This is a genomic window from Stenotrophomonas sp. 01N47, from assembly GCF_056399165.1.
Window position 1 is genome coordinate 302,081 of sequence record NZ_JBFTQU010000009.1, and the last position, 16,034, is coordinate 318,114.

The window sequence follows — 16,034 nt, forward strand, 5'->3', positions numbered from 1 at the left end:
CGTCATCCACCCTTTTCCGTGCGCGGCGCCGACGCTTTCCGGCGCTTCCCTGCCCTTCCAGAAGCCGCCGAATGCCTGCGATCCTGATCATCGACGACAACGCCAGCGTGGGTACTGCGCTGGATGTGCTGTTTTCCCTGCACGACATCGACACCCTGCAGGCGCAGAGCCCGGCCGAAGGGCTGGCGCTGCTGGAATCGCAGCCGGTGGACCTGGTGATCCAGGACATGAATTTCAGCGAGGACACCACTTCCGGTGAGGAAGGCGAGGCTCTGTTCGCGCAGATCCGCGAACGCCACCCCGATCTGCCGGTAATCCTGCTGACGGCCTGGACCCACCTGAGCAGCGCGGTGGAACTGGTCAAGGCCGGTGCCGCCGACTACCTGGCCAAGCCCTGGGATGACCGCAAGCTGCTGACCACGGTCAACAACCTGCTGGAGTTGTCCGAAGCGCGGCGCGAACTGGACCAGCGACGCCAGCGCGAACAACGCCAGCGGCATGCGCTGGAAGACAAGTACGCGTTGTGTGGCGCAGTGTTCGCCGACCCCGCCAGCGAGCGGGTGATCGCCCTGGCCTGCCAGGTCGCGCGCTCGGAGCTGCCGGTGCTGATCACCGGCCCCAACGGCGCGGGCAAGGAGAAGATCGCGCAGATCATCCAGGCCAACTCGCTGGTGGCCAAGGGTCCGTTCGTGGCGGTCAACTGCGGCGCCCTGCCCTCCGAACTGATCGAGGCCGAACTGTTCGGTGCCGAGGCCGGTGCCTACACCGGCGCCAACAAGGCGCGCGAAGGCAAGTTCGAGGCGGCCGACGGCGGCACGCTGTTCCTGGATGAGATCGGCAACCTGTCGCTGGGCGGGCAGATGAAGCTGCTGCGCGTGCTGGAGACAGGACGTTTCGAGCGCCTGGGCTCCAACCGCGAACGCCAGGTCAAGGTGCGCGTGGTCAGTGCAACCAATGCCGATCTGCCGGCGATGATCCGCGAAGGTACGTTCCGCGAAGACCTCTACTACCGGCTCAACACGGTGGAACTGACGCTGCCGCCGTTGGCCGACCGTCCCGGCGACATCGTGCCGTTGGCCGAGCATTTCCTCAGCATCGGCAAGCCGCTGTCCAGCACGGCTGCCACTGCGCTGCAGCGGCACCTGTGGCCGGGCAACGTGCGCGAGCTGCGCAACGTGATCCAGCGTGCCGAACTGCTGGCTACCGGCAACCGCATCGAGGTGGGCGATCTCAACCTGCCGCGTGCGCCGGCTGCGCCACGCCCTGCGCCAAGCGCCGGCAATGATCCCGACCGCGCACGCATCGAAGAAGTGCTGGCGCGCAACCATGGGGTCATCGCCCAGGCCGCCGCCGAGCTTGGACTGAGCCGGCAGGCGCTGTACCGGCGCATGGACCGTCATGGCATTCCGCGCGAATGAAGCGACGCTCCTTCACCTTCCGCCTGTTCCTGCGCCTGCTGCCGGTGCTGGCGCTGGCTGCCGCGCTGCCGTGGCTGCTGGCCTACTGGATGGACCACGGCTGGGTGGTGACCACGGTCTCCACGATCATCCTGCTGTCATTGATGTGGTGGACGCTGCGCCGCGCCACCGCACCGGTGCGCTCGTTGATGCGGGCGCTGTCCGGGACCACCAGCAGCTACCGCGACGGTGAGTACAACTTCGGCATCTACTGGCCCGGCAATGACGAACTGGGTGACCTGGTGCAGGCGCACCGCGAGCTGGGCGAAGTGCTGCGTGCACAGCGCCAGGGCCTGGTCCAGCGCGAACTGCTGCTGGACACCATGGTGCAGAACACCCCGGTAGCGATGCTGCTGATCGCCGCCGGTGGCGATGGCATTTCCCGCGTGGTGTTCTCCAACCTGGCCGCGCGCAAGCTGCTGCACAGCGGCTGGAAGCTGGAAGGCCAGCGCATGGAAGACGTGCTCGAGCAGCTGCCGGTGGAACTGCGTGATGCCATCGGCCGCGGCGGCGACAGCCTGTTTGCGGTGAAGTCGGAAAGCGAAGACGGCGTGGAAGGCGACGAGGATGACGAACAGGTCTATCACCTGTCGCGGCGCGCGTTCCAGCTCAACGGCCGCCCGCATGACCTGCTGTTGGTACGCCAGCTCACTGCCGAACTGCGCCGGCAGGAAGTACAGACCTGGAAGAAGGTGATCCGGGTGATCAGCCACGAACTCAACAACTCGCTGGCGCCGATCGCCTCACTGGCGCACTCCGGTGGCGAGCTGGTCAAGCGCGAACGCTTCGACCGGCTGCCGGAGATCTTCACCACCATCGAAGACCGCGCACGCCACCTGGAAGGCTTCATCCGCGGCTACGCGCGTTTCGCCAAGCTGCCGCAACCGCAGCTGCAGACCGTGCACTGGGCGCCATTCCTGTCCAGCCTGTGCCAGCAGATTCCGTTCACGATGGAGCGTGAACCCGACGAAGAACTGAGCAGCCGGATCGACATCGCCCAATTCGGCCAGGCCCTACTCAACCTGCTGAAGAATGCACACGAGGCCTGCGCCGAAGCCGATCCGCCCAACGACGACGTGCAGGTGCAGCTGACCCGGCTGCCGCAGTGGCTGCGGCTGGATGTGCTGGACCGTGGCAAGGGCATGAACGAGCAGGTGCTGCAGAATGCGCTGATGCCGTTCTATTCGACCAAGCGCAATGGCACCGGGCTGGGGTTGGCCCTCACCCGCGAGATCGTCGAGGCGCACGGTGGACGCGTGTCACTGCAGAACCGCACCGTGGGCGGGCTGTGCGTGTCGATCCTGTTGCCGGTGGGGTAGGTTTGTTCTTCCTTCTTCTAAAGCACTCGTCGCATCGCCACCCGCAGGTGCATCGGGAATCCCAGGGCGGCTTCCTCGGCCATCACCGCTTGCATGCCGGCGCCCCACTCTGACTCCGGCAGGACGTTGAATCCTTCGCTGGTATAGAAAGCCGCATTCCACGGTACATCGGACAACGTGGTCAGCACCGCCGCCGGATAGCCAAGCGCCTTGGCCTCGGCGAGTGCGTGCTGCAGCAACGCTCGGCCGTAACCACGCCGCGCGTGGCCGGGATCAACATCCATCTGCAGCACATGGAAATCGCCGTCGAGCGCACCGCCCAGCAGGTAGCCGGCGATGCCGCCATCGGCGCCTTCGATGATCCACAACTGGCCACGCTGCAGCCCAGCCTGCAACGTGGGGAGGTCCAGCCCATGGCCGGCGAACACCGGGTGCGCCTCGTGCCCGCGCAGCAGTTCACCCGCGCGCTGTTCGATGCGGGGCAACGCGTCGAGTTCGTCGGCGCGCGGTGGTCTCGGCTCAGCTTTTCTTGATGGGTCGCTGCCAGCCATCGATCGTTTCCTGACGCGCACGGGCCACGGTCAGCTTGCCGTCCGGCGCAGTGCGGGTGATGACCGAACCTGCAGCAATCGTCGCCCCTTCACCGATCAGCACCGGCGCCACCAGCGAACTGTTGGAGCCGATGAAAGCGTTGTCGCCGATGGTGGTGGTCGACTTGTTCACGCCGTCGTAGTTGCAGGTGATGGTGCCCGCACCGATGTTGACCTTGCTGCCGATCACCGCATCACCCAGGTAGGTCAGATGGTTGGCTTTGCTGCCCACCCCCAGGGTGACCTTCTTGGTTTCCACGAAGTTGCCCACGTGCACGCCATCGGCCAGCACGGTGCCCGGGCGCAGTCGCGCGAACGGGCCGATCTGGGCCGCACCCTCGCTGATTACGCCTTCCACATCGCAGTGCGCACGCACTTCGGTGCCCGCGCCGAGTGTGACGTCCTTCAGCCGGGTGAACGGGCCGATGGTCACGCCATCGCCGAGCACCACCTTGCCTTCAAGAATCACATCGACATCGATCATCACATCGCTGCCGACGACCACCTCACCACGGATATCGACCCGCGCCGGATCGCGCACGCGCGCGCCCTGGATGCACAGCGCGCGGACCGCGCGCCGCTGCCAGGCCCGTTCCAGCTGCGAGAGCTGCCATGGATCATTCGCGCCTTCGGCGTCCTGCGCATCGGCCACCAGGGCCATCTCCGCCGGAGTGAACTCGCGGGCGGCAAAGGCGAATACATCGGTCAGGTAGTACTCGCCCTGCGCGTTGCTGTTGGACAGCTGCGACAGCCAGCGGCGCAGCGCCGTCGATTCGGCAGTGATGATGCCGGTGTTGATGATGCGCACCCGACGCTGTTCATCGTCGGCGTCCTTCTGCTCAACGATCGCCCCGACCTTGCCTTCGGCATCGCGCAGCACGCGACCATAGCCAGTGGGATCCTCGACATCGGCCACCAGCACGGCCAGCCGGCCCGGCTGGGCCAACAGGTCGCGCAGGGTCTGCGCACGGATCAACGGCACATCGCCGTACAACACCAGCACCTGTGCGGCGTCGGGCACCTCCGGCATGGCCTGGGCAACGGCGTGGCCGGTACCCAGCTGCTGCGCTTGTTCCGCCCACAACAGGTCCGGCTGGTCAGCGAAGTAGTGCTGCACCTGGTCCCCGCCGTGGCCGTACACCACGTGGATGGCAGCCGGCTGCAGTTCGCGCGCCGTGGCGATCACATGCGCCAGCATCGGCTGCCCGGCAATCGGCTGCAGTACCTTGGGCAGCACCGATTTCATGCGCTTGCCGGCGCCAGCGGCGAGGATGATGACGTGCAGGGGTTGGGTCATGGAGGGGGGCCGCGCAGCGGCGGCGATCTGAGGACTGGCTGATAGGATAGCCGAGCTCATTCCCTGCCTGACGTGAACCGTGCGCTGCCTGAAGGAACGATTGCTCGATCTGCTGTACTGGATGGGCCCGCTGTTGCCGGGCGGCACCGGGAAGGCACGGCCATGACCCTCGTCCGCCAGGGCAGCTCATACATCGTCATCGGGCTGGTGCAGCTGCTGCTGGACTGGCTGGTGTTCGTGGGCAGCACCGCACTCGGGGTGCCCGTCGCCCCTGCCAACGTCGTCGGCCGTCTGGCCGGCATGCTGCTCGGCTTCTGGCTCAACGGCCGCTATACCTTTGCTGCCGCCGGCCAACAGCGCCTGGGCTGGAAGCGCTTCGCGCGCTTCCTCCTGCTTTGGATGCTGCTGACCGCGGCCAGCACCCTGCTGGTGACTGCGGCCGACCATGCATTGGGACTGCAGTACGCGTGGCTTGCCAAGCCGCTGGTGGAAGGTGGTCTGGCGCTGGTGTCGTTCATGCTGCTGCGGCACGTGGTGTACCGCTGACCTGCGTTCAGTGAAGGCCACTGTCGCCGGCCAGGCGCACGCTCAATCCCTCGCGCCACAACTGCAGCGGGCTGTAACGCAACTGCACCTGATGGCGGCCTGCCGGCACGCACAGCGCATGGAACAGGCCATTGCCACGCAGCAGCGGCAGTACGGTGCCATCGGGCAAGCGGGCCTGCCAGCCACGGGCAGTCACCTCGTTGACCACGACCCACGCGGGGCGGTCGGCTTCCACCGTGAGCTCGATACGGCCAGGCTGGTAGTGCTGCACCTGGATGTTGGCCTCACCGGCATCATGCTCCGGGCATGCGGCGCGGGCCATGGCTGGCAGCCAGAGCTGCCGGCTGAAATCGGTCTGGTTGAATTCATCCGCAGGCGGGAGACGCGCATCGTGGCGTCGGACGTTCCGAGGATTGAGCACGCGCGGCAGCACGCTGTCGCGTCGCGCGAGCTCGACCTGGTCACCCTGCGCGCTTGAACCCGGGAACGGATCCTGGGCCAGCAGCCAGCGCACGCCCAGCAGATCGTACACAGGCGCTGTTGTGTCCGTTGCCCAGGCCGTCGGCAGCTTCTGTTGGAACGTATCCACCGGTTCACCCGGCATGCCGGTCATCTGCAGGTAGTCGCTGGCCAACATCGGGTTGTAGCCGTTTGCCAGCGCGATCGCATGGACCGCGGCGCCGTTGGTGAGCCCACCGATGCCGAAGACCACGGCGCGCTCGGGCAATCCGGGTTGCCGCTCTGCTGCGAGCAGCGCGTAGGCCCGCTGCGCCGGCCCGGCGCGGTCGGCGGTCAGCACCGACTTGGTGCCACTGCCTGCGTTGAAGCTGGTCCCCACGTTGAACAGCAGCAGGTCGAACAGCACCAGCACAAACAGCCAGCGCTCGGGTGCCCGGTGACGACGCAGCAGCAGCACCGCGGCGATTCCCACGGCTGCGCTGATGCCGAGCCAGGCAAAGGCCGCCAGATGACCGCGGTCGATCGCCATCCAGGCACTGGAGACGGCAAGCAGCACGACGGCACCTACGGACATCCACGGCGGCCGCAACGGGCCTGGCTGCAATGCAGCCTGCAAGGCGTTGGCACCCAGCCAAGCTGCTGCTGGGAGGGTGAGGAACAAGGCATCAGCAGGACGCCGGAACAGATCCAGGCCTGGCAGCCAGGTGAACAACCACGGGAACAGTGGCGTTGCCCCACCCAGCGCGATCAGGATCGTCAGAATCACCACGGCCAGCGCGATGCGCGCCGCAGCGGGTTTGCGCCGCAGCACTTCGCCGCCCCATCCCAGCCAGAGCGCCAGCGGCACCGCGCCGAGATAAAGGTAATCGGCGCTGATGTCACCAAAGGCCCAACTGTCGCCACGCCCCTGCGAGAACACGTTGCCTGACAGCAGCGTGGCCAGGGTCTGCCAGTGCATGGCCCCCGGCAACGCAGCCTCCAACGAGAAACCATCCCGATTTGTCTCGCCCAGCCAAGCCAGCGTGGACAACCACTGTGGCGCGCTGATCGCGCCGGCAAGCACGCCGACAAGACCAAATCGCAGCAGCAGCCGCACGCGCGGGCCCTTCTCCAGCAGAACCGCGCCCACCGCATGGATCGCACAGGCGAGGATGATGAAGTAGGTAACCTGGGTCAGCTGCAGCGCGCACAAGCCTCCAGCGATGCCGGCCAGCAGTACGTCACGCAGCCGACCCTGGCGGCGGACCTGCTCCATGCCCAGCCACAGCCACGGCAGCAGGCTGTAACTGACGATCATCGGCGTGTGCTGGAGCCGCGATGCGGCCACCCCACCGAACATCAGCACCAGCGCGAACAGCAGCCGCGCCGGTGGCGGCATTCCCTGCACGCGGCCCAGCCGCAAGGCACCGAAGCCACCTGCCAGCACGTGCAGCAGCACGACCACGTTGAACAGGTGCAGCGACGTCGGTGCCAACAGCATCGGCAGCAGCATGCTCGGCTGCAACGTCATCATCTGCGGGTCGGCCAGCTGCGGGTAGCCCCCGTACAGATACGGATTCCACCACGGCGCCTGCAGATGACGCAGTTGCTCAGCGCTGAAGCTGACCGCCGGGAAGAACTGCTGCACGGCGTCGAACGGAATGGTCTTGATGCCCAGCAGCCACGGCAGGCAGAGCACGACCCAGGCAATCAGGAACATGCCTTCCGGTGTGCGCCAGCGGCACTGCCAGCCCCCCATGTCCTGCGTCGCTGTCGATGACTGCTGCATTCCCTGCCTCCGTGGAAAACAAACAAAAACGCCGGCATGGCAGCCGGCGTTCCTGCATTCACCCGTGCCTTGCAGGCACAGATGTCACCTCGGCACGGTTCAGTGCTTGAGGGTCTTGCGCAGGCGCTCAAGCGCCTGCAGCTGGACAACGGCCTCTGCCAGCTTCTGCTGGGCTTCGGCCACTTCCATCGCTTCGCCGCGGTTGGCCAGGATGCGTTCGGCTTCTTCCTTGGCCTTGCGGACCGAGGCTTCGTCGATGTCCTGTGCGCGGATCGCGGTGTCGGCCAGCACGGTCACCACCTGCGGCTGCACTTCCAGGATGCCGCCGGAAATGGCGAAATCCAGCTGCTCGCCGCTCGGCGTGGTCACTACCACCTTGCCCGGCTTCAGGCGGGTGATCAGCGGTGCGTGCTTGGGCGCGATGCCCAGTTCGCCCAGCTCACCGGTGGCCACGACCAGGGTCGCTTCGCCACGGAAGATTTCCTGCTCGGCGCTGACGATGTCGCAACGGATGGTGCTCATGTAACTCTCTTCGCTAGGGGGCGGGTCGAACCCACCGCAGGGATTCCGCAGCGGTGGGCGCAGGCCCACCCCGTGTCACGGTCGGGACGGGCGTGTGCCCGTCCCCGCCGCATCAGGCCTTCTCGGCCATCTTCTTGGCCTTCTCGACCGCTTCTTCGATGCTGCCGACCATGTAGAACGCCTGCTCCGGCAGGTGGTCGTACTCGCCATCGACGATGGCCTTGAAGCCACGGATGGTGTCCTTCAGCGACACGTACTTGCCCGGCGAGCCGGTGAACACTTCGGCCACGTGGAACGGCTGGCTGAAGAAGCGCTCGATCTTGCGGGCGCGCGACACGGCCTGCTTGTCTTCTTCGGACAGTTCGTCCATGCCCAGGATGGCGATGATGTCCTTCAGTTCCTTGTACTTCTGCAGGGTCTGCTGGACGCGCTGGGCGGTGTCGTAATGCTCGTGGCCGATGACCAGCGGGTCCATCTGGCGGCTGGTGGAGTCCAGCGGGTCGACCGCCGGGTAGATACCCAGCGAAGCGATCGAACGCGACAGGGTCACGGTCGAGTCAAGGTGGGCGAAGGTGGTCGCCGGCGACGGATCGGTCAAGTCATCGGCCGGCACGTAGACGGCCTGGATGGAGGTGATCGAACCATTCTTGGTCGAAGTGATGCGCTCCTGCAGGACGCCCATTTCCTCGGCCAGGGTCGGCTGGTAACCCACTGCCGACGGCATACGACCCAGCAGTGCCGACACTTCGGTGCCGGCCAGGGTGTAGCGGTAGATGTTGTCGACGAACAGCAGCACGTCCTTGCCCTTGCCGTTCTCGTCCTTCTCGTCGCGGAAGTACTCGGCCATGGTCAGGCCGGTCAGGGCGACGCGCAGACGGTTGCCCGGCGGCTCGTTCATCTGGCCGTACACCATCGCGACCTTGTCCAGGACGTTGGAGTCCTTCATCTCGTGGTAGAAGTCGTTGCCCTCACGGGTACGCTCACCCACGCCGGCGAACACGGACAGACCGCTGTGCGCCTTGGCGATGTTGTTGATCAGCTCCATCATGTTGACGGTCTTGCCGACGCCGGCGCCGCCGAACAGGCCGACCTTGCCGCCCTTGGCGAACGGGCACATCAGGTCGATGACCTTGATGCCGGTTTCCAGCAGCTCGGTGGCCGGGGACTGGTCTTCATACGACGGAGCAGCGCGGTGGATTTCCCAGGTGTCGCTGGAGGCGACCGGACCGGCTTCGTCGATCGGGCGGCCGAGCACGTCCATGATGCGGCCCAGGGTGCCAGCGCCGACCGGCACGGAAATGCCGCGCTCGGTGTTGGTGGCCACCAGGTTGCGCTTCAGGCCATCGGTGGAGCCCAGCGCGATGCAGCGGACCACGCCGTCACCGAGCTGCTGCTGCACTTCCAGGGTGATTTCGGTGTTGTCCACCTTCAGCGCGTGGTACACCTTCGGCACCGACTCGCGGGGGAATTCGACGTCGACGACGGCGCCGATGATCTGAACGATCTTGCCCTGACTCATTGCTGCATCCTCTAAATGTGTGCTTTTAACGAACGCGGTCAGACTGCTGCCGCGCCGCCGACGATTTCGGAGATTTCCTGGGTGATCGCTGCCTGGCGGGCCTTGTTGTAGACCAGCTGCAGGGTTCCGATCAGCTTGTTGGCGTTGTCACTGGCCGACTTCATCGCCACCATGCGCGCGGCATGCTCGGAAGCGACGTTTTCCAGCAGCGCCTGGTACACCAGCGACTCGATGTAACGCGTCATCACGTGCTCGAGCACGGTCGCGGCATCGGGTTCGTACAGGTAGTCCCAGTCGTGGTGCGCAACCTGCTTCTCGGCGGCCGGCAGCGGCAGCAGCTGATCGAAGCTGGCCTTCTGCACCATGGTGTTGACGAAGCGGTTGTAGACCAGGTACACGCGGTCGACCTTGCCTTCGGTGAAGGCGTCGAGCATGACCTTGATCACACCGATCAGCGATTCCAGCTTCGGCGTGTCGCCGATGTGGGTCACCGTGCCGACCATGTTCACCTTGACCCGGCGGAAGAAGGTCGACGCCTTCTGGCCGATGGTCACCAGGTCCACTTCGGCGCCCTTGTCCTGCCAGGCCTTGGCTTCGCCAAGCATCTTGCGGAACAGGTTGTTGTTGAGGCCGCCGGCCAGACCGCGATCGGAAGAGATCACGATGAACCCGACCCGCTTGACCTGCTCACGCTCGACCAGGAACGGATGCTGGTAGTCGGTGCTGGCCTGCGCCAGGTGGCCGATCACCTGCTTCATCGCCTGCGCGTACGGACGCGAGGTCTTCATCCGATCCTGCGCCTTGCGGATCTTGGAGGCCGAGACCATTTCCAGGGCGCGCGTCACCTTGCGGGTGTTCTGCACGCTCTTGATCTTGGTTTTGATTTCGCGTCCGCTTGCCATCTTTTATTCCCGTGGCGCGGGGCCTCGGCCCCGCGTTGTTCAACCGTTTGATCGTCTGGTCCAGCGGAGCATCGCTCCGCTCTACAGGACCTCGATTACCAGCTGCCGGTGGTCTTGAACTCGACGATGCCCTTCTTGAAGGCACCTTCGATGTCGTTGTCCCAACCGCCGGTGGCGTTGACCTTGCCGATCAGCTCGCCCTGGGTGTTGGCGAAGTGCGCGTGCAGGCCTTCTTCGAACGCCAGCAGCTTGCTGACCGGCACGTCGTCGAGGTAACCCTCGTTGACGGCGTAGATCGACAACGCCTGGTTGGCGATCGACATCGGCGCGTACTGCTTCTGCTTCATCAGCTCGGTGACGCGCTGGCCACGCTCAAGCTGCTTGCGGGTGGCTTCGTCCAGGTCCGAGGCGAACTGCGCGAACGCAGCCAGCTCGCGGTACTGGGCCAGCGAGATACGGATGCCGCCGGACAGCTTCTTGATGATCTTGGTCTGCGCCGAACCACCGACGCGCGACACCGAGATACCGGCGTTCACGGCCGGGCGGATGCCGGCGTTGAACAGATCGGTTTCCAGGAAGATCTGGCCGTCGGTGATCGAGATCACGTTGGTCGGAACGAACGCGGAGACGTCGCCGGCCTGGGTTTCGATGATCGGCAGCGCGGTCAGCGAACCGGTCTTGCCGGTGACCTTGCCTTCGGTGAACTTCTCGACGTATTCCTCGGACACGCGGGCAGCGCGTTCGAGCAGACGGGAGTGCAGGTAGAACACGTCACCCGGGTAGGCTTCACGGCCCGGCGGGCGCTTCAGCAGCAGCGAGATCTGGCGGTAGGCCACGGCCTGCTTGGACAGATCGTCGTACACGATCAGCGCGTCTTCGCCGCGGTCCATGAAGTACTCGCCCATGGTGCAGCCCGAGTAGGCGCTGATGTACTGCATCGCGGCCGATTCGGATGCGGTGGCAGCCACCACGATGGTGTGCGCCAGGGCGCCGTTCTCTTCAAGCTTGCGCACGATGTTGGCAACGGTCGAAGCCTTCTGGCCGATCGCTACGTACACGCACTTGATGCCGGTGCCCTTCTGGTTGATCACCGCATCGATGGCCAGCGCGGTCTTGCCGGTCTGGCGGTCACCGATGACCAGCTCGCGCTGGCCGCGGCCGATCGGGATCATCGAGTCGACCGACTTGTAACCGGTCTGCACCGGCTGGTCGACCGACTTGCGCCAGATCACGCCCGGAGCAACGCGCTCCACCGGAGCGGTCAGCTGGGTGGCCAGCGGGCCCTTGCCGTCGATCGGCTCGCCGAGCGCGTTGACGACGCGGCCCAGCAGTTCCGGACCGACCGGCACTTCCAGGATGCGGCCGGTGGTCTTGGCGACGTCACCTTCGCGCACGTTCTCGTAGCCACCCAGGACCACGGCGCCGACCGAGTCGCGCTCCAGGTTCAGGGCCAGGGCAAAGGTGTTGTTCGGCAGTTCGATCATTTCGCCCTGCATCACGTCGGCCAGACCGAAGATGCGCACGATGCCGTCGGACACGCTGGTCACGGTGCCTTCGTTGCGCGATTCCGCGGCCAGCTTGACCTTCTCGATGCGGTTCTTGATCAGTTCGCTGATTTCGGAGGGGTTGAGCGTGGTTGCCATCGTCAAGTCCTAGTGCCGGCAGCGGGGCCGGACGTTAAATGAATTCAGTTAGCGAGCGCGGTCTGCAGACGGGCCAGCTTGCCCTTCAGCGAACCATCGATGACCACGTCGCCGGCGTCGATCACAGCGCCGCCGATCAGCGAGGCGTCGACCGCGGTGGCCACTTCGACCTCGCGGTTGAAGCGCTTGCGCAGCGCGGCCTTGATCGCGTCCAGCTCGGCAACCGACAGCTCGGCCGCGGAGGTCACCGTGGCCTTGACCACGTGCTCGGCCTCGGCGCGCAGCGCGTCGAACATGCCAGCGATTTCCGGCAGCAGCGGCAGACGATGCGATTCGGCAAGCACAGCCAGGAAGCGCGAGTAGGTCTCGCCGCGGGACTCCGGCGCCAGCAGGGCGACGGCGTCATCGCGACCCAGCTCCGGGTTGGCGAGCAGGGCCGCCACGCGCGGATCGGCGGCGACGTGGGCGGAGAACGCCAAAGCGTCCGACCACGGCGCGAACGCGCCTTCGTCACGCGCGGTCGCGAAGGCGGCGCGGGCGTACGGGCGGGCAAGCGTGAGGGCCTGGCTCATCCTTAAATCTCCGAGGCCAGCTCGTCGAGCAGCGCCTTGTGGGCGTTGGCGTCGATTTCGCGCTTGAGCAGCTTTTCGGCACCGGTCACGGCCAGCGCGGACACCTGCTTGCGCAGATCTTCACGGGCACGGTTGGCGGCGGCGTCGATTTCGGCCTGGGCCAGGTCCTTCTGACGGGTGGCTTCGGCAACAGCTTCGTTGCGGGCCGCGTCGACGATCTGGTTGGCACGCGCGTGGGCCTGGTCGATGATCTCGTTGGCCTTGGTGCGGGCTTCCTTCAGCGCTTCATTGACCTTGTCCTGCGCCTGGGCCAGATCTTTCTGGCTGCGGTCGGCAGCAGCGAGGCCTTCAGCGATCTTCTGCTGGCGCTCTTCGATCGCGTTCATCAGCGGCGGCCAGATCTTGGTCGCGATGAGCCAGATCAGGGCGGCAAAGGCCAGGGCCTGGGCGATGAGGGTAAAACCGATATCCATGGGGTTCGCTCAGTCGGTTGTGACGGGATGGATGCGCCGCCACACGGGCGGCGCCTCCGAACCTTCATCCGCGACCAGGCGCCTGCGGCGCCCGGTCGTTTCGCTTTCGCTGGATCAGCCAGCGATTGCCGGCAGGCGCGAGACGAACTCGCCGACCAGCGGGTTGGCGAAGGCGAACAGCAGGCCCACGGCGACCGAGATGATGAAGGCGGCGTCGATCAGGCCGGCGGTGATGAACATGCGGACCTGCAGGACCGGGATCAGTTCCGGCTGGCGCGCGGCCGACTCCAGGAACTTACCGGCCATGATGGCCAGACCCAGACCGGCGCCCAGCGCGGCCAGGCCGATCATGATGCCGACGGCGAGGACGGTGGAGCTCTGAACTTGGGCGAGATTGGTCAGGACGGCGAAGTACATGGTTTTCTCCAGGAACTTGATTGCTAAGGGTTTAGAAACAAACGGATGAAGGGTGAAGCGAAACTCAGTGAGCGTCTTCCGACAGGCTCAGGTACACGATGGACAGCATCATGAAGATGAAGGCCTGCAGCGGAATCACCAGAAGGTGGAACAGCATCCAGCCGAAGCCGGCGAACGCGCCTGCAAACATGCCGGCGATACCTGCACCGCCCAGCACCCAGATCAGCAGGAACACGATTTCACCGCCGAACATGTTGCCGAACAGTCGCATCGCCAGCGAAATCGGCTTGCTCAGCCACTCGACGATGTTCAGGATCAGGTTGAACGGCATCATCCACTTGCCGAACGGTGCGGTCAGGAATTCCTTGGTGAAACCACCAATACCCTTGGCGCGCAACGCGAAGAACAGCATCAGGAAGAACACGCTGATCGACATGCCCAGGGTGGCATTGACGTCGGCGGTGGGGACCGGCTTCCAGTACGGCACGCCCATCAGTTCGAGCGGCTTGGCGATGAAGTCGGCCGGGATCATCTTGATGAGGTTCATCAGGAGGATCCAGAAGAAGATCGTGATCGCGATCGGGGTCACCAGCTTGCTGGTGCCGTGATAGGTGTCCTTGGCCTGGCGGTCAACGAACTCCAGGCAGATCTCGACGAATGCCTGCCACTTGCCCGGCACGCCGGAGGTGGCCTTGCGGGTCGCCATCCAGAAGGCGACGACCATCACCAGGCCCATCAGCAGCGAGGTTACCAGCGTGTCCACGTGGATCGCCCACGGGGTGCCATGACCTGCAGTCAGATTGTGCAGGTGATGCTGGATGTAGGAGGTGGGTGTAAGCGCCTCGCCTGCCATGTGTCCGGAACCTTAAGTTAAATGAATTCGATTAGCGCCTGGCCATGGCCAGGACCTGGAACATCAGCCCGACGGCGATACCAGCCAACAGCGCCAGTGCAGGCAGCTTGAAGACCAGGAACCCCACCATCAGGACACCAAAAACGAGCGCCCACTTGGCCACGATCGCAACGATCAGGCGTGCCATGGCCGAACCGGCCCCCAGCGCACCACCACCCAGCGCCATCCGTGCCGCCACCCAACCACCGGCCGAAACCGCCACACCGGATGCCAGGGCACCAAGGGCATACTTCGGCCCCACCAGCAGGAAGGCCAGAGCCAGGACAGCCACCGCGGCCAGCGGGTAGACCGCGGCGCGCAGCATCAGTCGCCGACCCGTTTCTACGGAGTTCAGCACAGGACGTCCCGCGTGGTTACAAGTGGATGGCTGAGGCGACTACAGCAGGGGGGCCTCATCGAGCCGCCAAATTATAGCAATGGGACAATTTGCGAGACAACCGGTGCCTGTTCATATCGGAACAGCGCAAGTTGCGGTAAGGGCTGCGGTTTTGCAGCCCACCACGGGGACAATGCCATCTGCGCGATGTTGCGATGCAACGCATTGAACTTTGGTCGCAGGCGGCGGAACTTTCTGCCGACGGCAGTGGTCCCATCTTCCGACCTGCCTGCAGCTACCTCGTCGACGCTTCGCCTGCAGGTCCCCATGATGGCCCCGAAGCGCCGCTCCGGGGCCATCTTTTCGCAAGGCGCTGACAGCGCTGAACCGTCCACATCGCGTGGACCATACCTTCACGAATGGTGGACAGCGACGTCCGGCAAAGTGGCCTTCATTCCGATGAACCACTGCAAGGACTCTTTCGATGCGCTCCGTCCCCACCCTGCTCGCCCTCTCGCTTCTCGCCGCCGGCGCGTCGTTCGCCTCCTCCGCCCATGCCGCCGAAGGCGATGACCGCTTCGCCCTGCGCCTGGGTGCGATGAACATCGACTCGGACAACACCCTGCGCGGCAACACCAATGTCGCCGGCCAGGACATCGGCTTCTCCGAGGACTTCAAGCTGGGTGGCAAGGAATGGGAGCCGCGCATCGACGGCATGTTCCGCATCAGCAACCGCCAGCGCCTGCTGTTCAACTACTTCAAGTACGACAAGGACCGCCGCGAGACGCTTGGCCAGGACATTTCCTTCGGCAACGTCAACGTGCCGGCCGACAGCTTCGTCAAGGCGGAGCTGAAGTACCAGGTGGCCAGCCTGGTGTATGACTACTCGGTGGTGGACACCGAGAAGTTCGACCTCGGCCTGCAGCTGGGTGCCGAATACGCCAAGGTCAGCACCAAGGGCTACGCCGACCTGGGCACGGTGTATGAAGGCCAGTTCCTGGACGAGAAGACCGACGGTGTGGCGCCGGTGGTCGGTGCACGCCTGAGCTTCACCCCGTCCGAAAAGTGGATGATCACCCTGCAGGGCCAGTACCTCAACACGCGCTGGGGCAGCTTCGACGACTACAAGGGTGACCTCAGCCGCGCCAACGCGATCGTCGATTACCGCTTCACCCAGAACTTCGGCGTGTTCGCCGGCTACGACTGGTTCAAGCTGGATGCGGACAAGAAGGGCAGCGACGGCACCATCGGCCTGAAGCAGGAATTCAAGGGCCCGGTGGCGGGTATCAGCGTCACCTTCTAAGCCCTGCTCCCCTTCCAC

Annotated in this window: 16 protein-coding genes; 4 read left to right on the forward strand and 12 right to left on the reverse strand. The window is 65.1% G+C overall.

Features of this window, described 5'->3' with window-relative positions; translation table 11 throughout:
* Positions 1-71: 71 nt before the first annotated feature.
* Both AC1DKR_RS17405 and AC1DKR_RS17410 read left to right on the forward strand, forming a co-directional pair.
* Positions 72-1,418 (forward strand): sigma-54-dependent transcriptional regulator, encoded by a 1,347-nt coding sequence (locus AC1DKR_RS17405; RefSeq protein WP_478034005.1) that lies wholly within the window; start codon positions 72-74, stop codon positions 1,416-1,418.
* Positions 1,415-2,776: a sensor histidine kinase gene (locus AC1DKR_RS17410; RefSeq protein ID WP_312786480.1), complete on the forward strand. Its 1,362-nt coding sequence runs from the start codon at positions 1,415-1,417 to the stop codon at positions 2,774-2,776. The genes AC1DKR_RS17405 and AC1DKR_RS17410 overlap by 4 nt, the downstream gene beginning before the upstream one ends.
* A 17-nt stretch (positions 2,777-2,793) precedes the next feature.
* Here AC1DKR_RS17410 and AC1DKR_RS17415 read toward each other — a convergent pair whose 3' ends face one another.
* Together AC1DKR_RS17415 and glmU are read right to left on the reverse strand one after the other, a co-directional pair.
* Positions 2,794-3,327 (reverse strand): GNAT family N-acetyltransferase, encoded by a 534-nt coding sequence (locus AC1DKR_RS17415; RefSeq protein WP_478034008.1) that lies wholly within the window; start codon positions 3,325-3,327, stop codon positions 2,794-2,796.
* Positions 3,296-4,663, reverse strand: a complete 1,368-nt coding sequence (gene glmU / locus AC1DKR_RS17420; RefSeq protein WP_312786482.1) for a bifunctional UDP-N-acetylglucosamine diphosphorylase/glucosamine-1-phosphate N-acetyltransferase GlmU — start codon at positions 4,661-4,663, stop codon at positions 3,296-3,298. Before glmU ends, AC1DKR_RS17415 begins: the two co-directional genes overlap by 32 nt.
* Before the next feature lie 162 nt (positions 4,664-4,825).
* On the opposite strand from glmU, the gene AC1DKR_RS17425 reads away from it, so the two are divergent.
* Entirely contained in the window at positions 4,826-5,209 is a 384-nt protein-coding gene (locus AC1DKR_RS17425; protein ID WP_312786483.1) for a GtrA family protein, read from the forward strand.
* Between the two features lie 7 nt (positions 5,210-5,216).
* On the opposite strand, the gene AC1DKR_RS17430 is transcribed toward AC1DKR_RS17425, so the two are convergent.
* The 10 genes from AC1DKR_RS17430 to AC1DKR_RS17475 form a co-directional block, all read right to left on the reverse strand.
* The gene (locus AC1DKR_RS17430) at positions 5,217-7,436 is read right to left on the reverse strand and encodes a hypothetical protein (protein ID WP_478034011.1); all 2,220 of its coding nucleotides are present in this window, start codon (positions 7,434-7,436) and stop codon (positions 5,217-5,219) included.
* A 99-nt stretch (positions 7,437-7,535) separates the two neighbouring features.
* The gene (locus AC1DKR_RS17435; RefSeq protein ID WP_025877355.1) at positions 7,536-7,958 is read right to left on the reverse strand and encodes a F0F1 ATP synthase subunit epsilon; all 423 of its coding nucleotides are present in this window, start codon (positions 7,956-7,958) and stop codon (positions 7,536-7,538) included.
* 112 nt (positions 7,959-8,070) lie between these two features.
* On the reverse strand, positions 8,071-9,477 hold the full coding sequence (atpD, locus tag AC1DKR_RS17440; protein ID WP_223496664.1) for a F0F1 ATP synthase subunit beta: 1,407 nt from the start codon (positions 9,475-9,477) through the stop codon (positions 8,071-8,073).
* A gap of 38 nt (positions 9,478-9,515) precedes the next feature.
* On the reverse strand, positions 9,516-10,379 hold the full coding sequence (gene atpG, locus AC1DKR_RS17445) for a F0F1 ATP synthase subunit gamma (protein ID WP_089237047.1): 864 nt from the start codon (positions 10,377-10,379) through the stop codon (positions 9,516-9,518).
* Between the two features lie 95 nt (positions 10,380-10,474).
* A complete protein-coding gene (atpA, locus tag AC1DKR_RS17450) occupies positions 10,475-12,022 on the reverse strand; it encodes a F0F1 ATP synthase subunit alpha (RefSeq protein WP_223496668.1) in 1,548 nt (515 codons plus the stop codon).
* Between the two features lie 44 nt (positions 12,023-12,066).
* Positions 12,067-12,594, reverse strand: coding sequence for a F0F1 ATP synthase subunit delta (locus AC1DKR_RS17455; protein WP_089237051.1), 528 nt, complete (start codon positions 12,592-12,594; stop codon positions 12,067-12,069).
* A 2-nt stretch (positions 12,595-12,596) separates the two neighbouring features.
* On the reverse strand, positions 12,597-13,067 hold the full coding sequence (locus AC1DKR_RS17460) for a F0F1 ATP synthase subunit B (protein WP_025877365.1): 471 nt from the start codon (positions 13,065-13,067) through the stop codon (positions 12,597-12,599).
* Positions 13,068-13,181: 114 nt separating this feature from the next.
* Positions 13,182-13,484, reverse strand: a complete 303-nt coding sequence (gene atpE, locus AC1DKR_RS17465; protein ID WP_025877367.1) for a F0F1 ATP synthase subunit C — start codon at positions 13,482-13,484, stop codon at positions 13,182-13,184.
* 64 nt (positions 13,485-13,548) lie between these two features.
* On the reverse strand, positions 13,549-14,337 hold the full coding sequence (gene atpB / locus AC1DKR_RS17470) for a F0F1 ATP synthase subunit A (RefSeq protein ID WP_025877369.1): 789 nt from the start codon (positions 14,335-14,337) through the stop codon (positions 13,549-13,551).
* A 31-nt stretch (positions 14,338-14,368) separates the two neighbouring features.
* Entirely contained in the window at positions 14,369-14,701 is a 333-nt protein-coding gene (locus tag AC1DKR_RS17475; RefSeq protein WP_032952006.1) for a hypothetical protein, read from the reverse strand.
* A gap of 496 nt (positions 14,702-15,197) precedes the next feature.
* On the opposite strand from AC1DKR_RS17475, the gene AC1DKR_RS17480 reads away from it, so the two are divergent.
* Positions 15,198-16,016 carry a hypothetical protein gene (locus AC1DKR_RS17480; RefSeq protein ID WP_025877373.1) on the forward strand — a complete coding sequence of 273 codons (819 nt, stop codon included), beginning with the start codon at positions 15,198-15,200 and terminating at the stop codon, positions 16,014-16,016.
* The last annotated feature ends 18 nt before the right edge of the window (positions 16,017-16,034 follow it).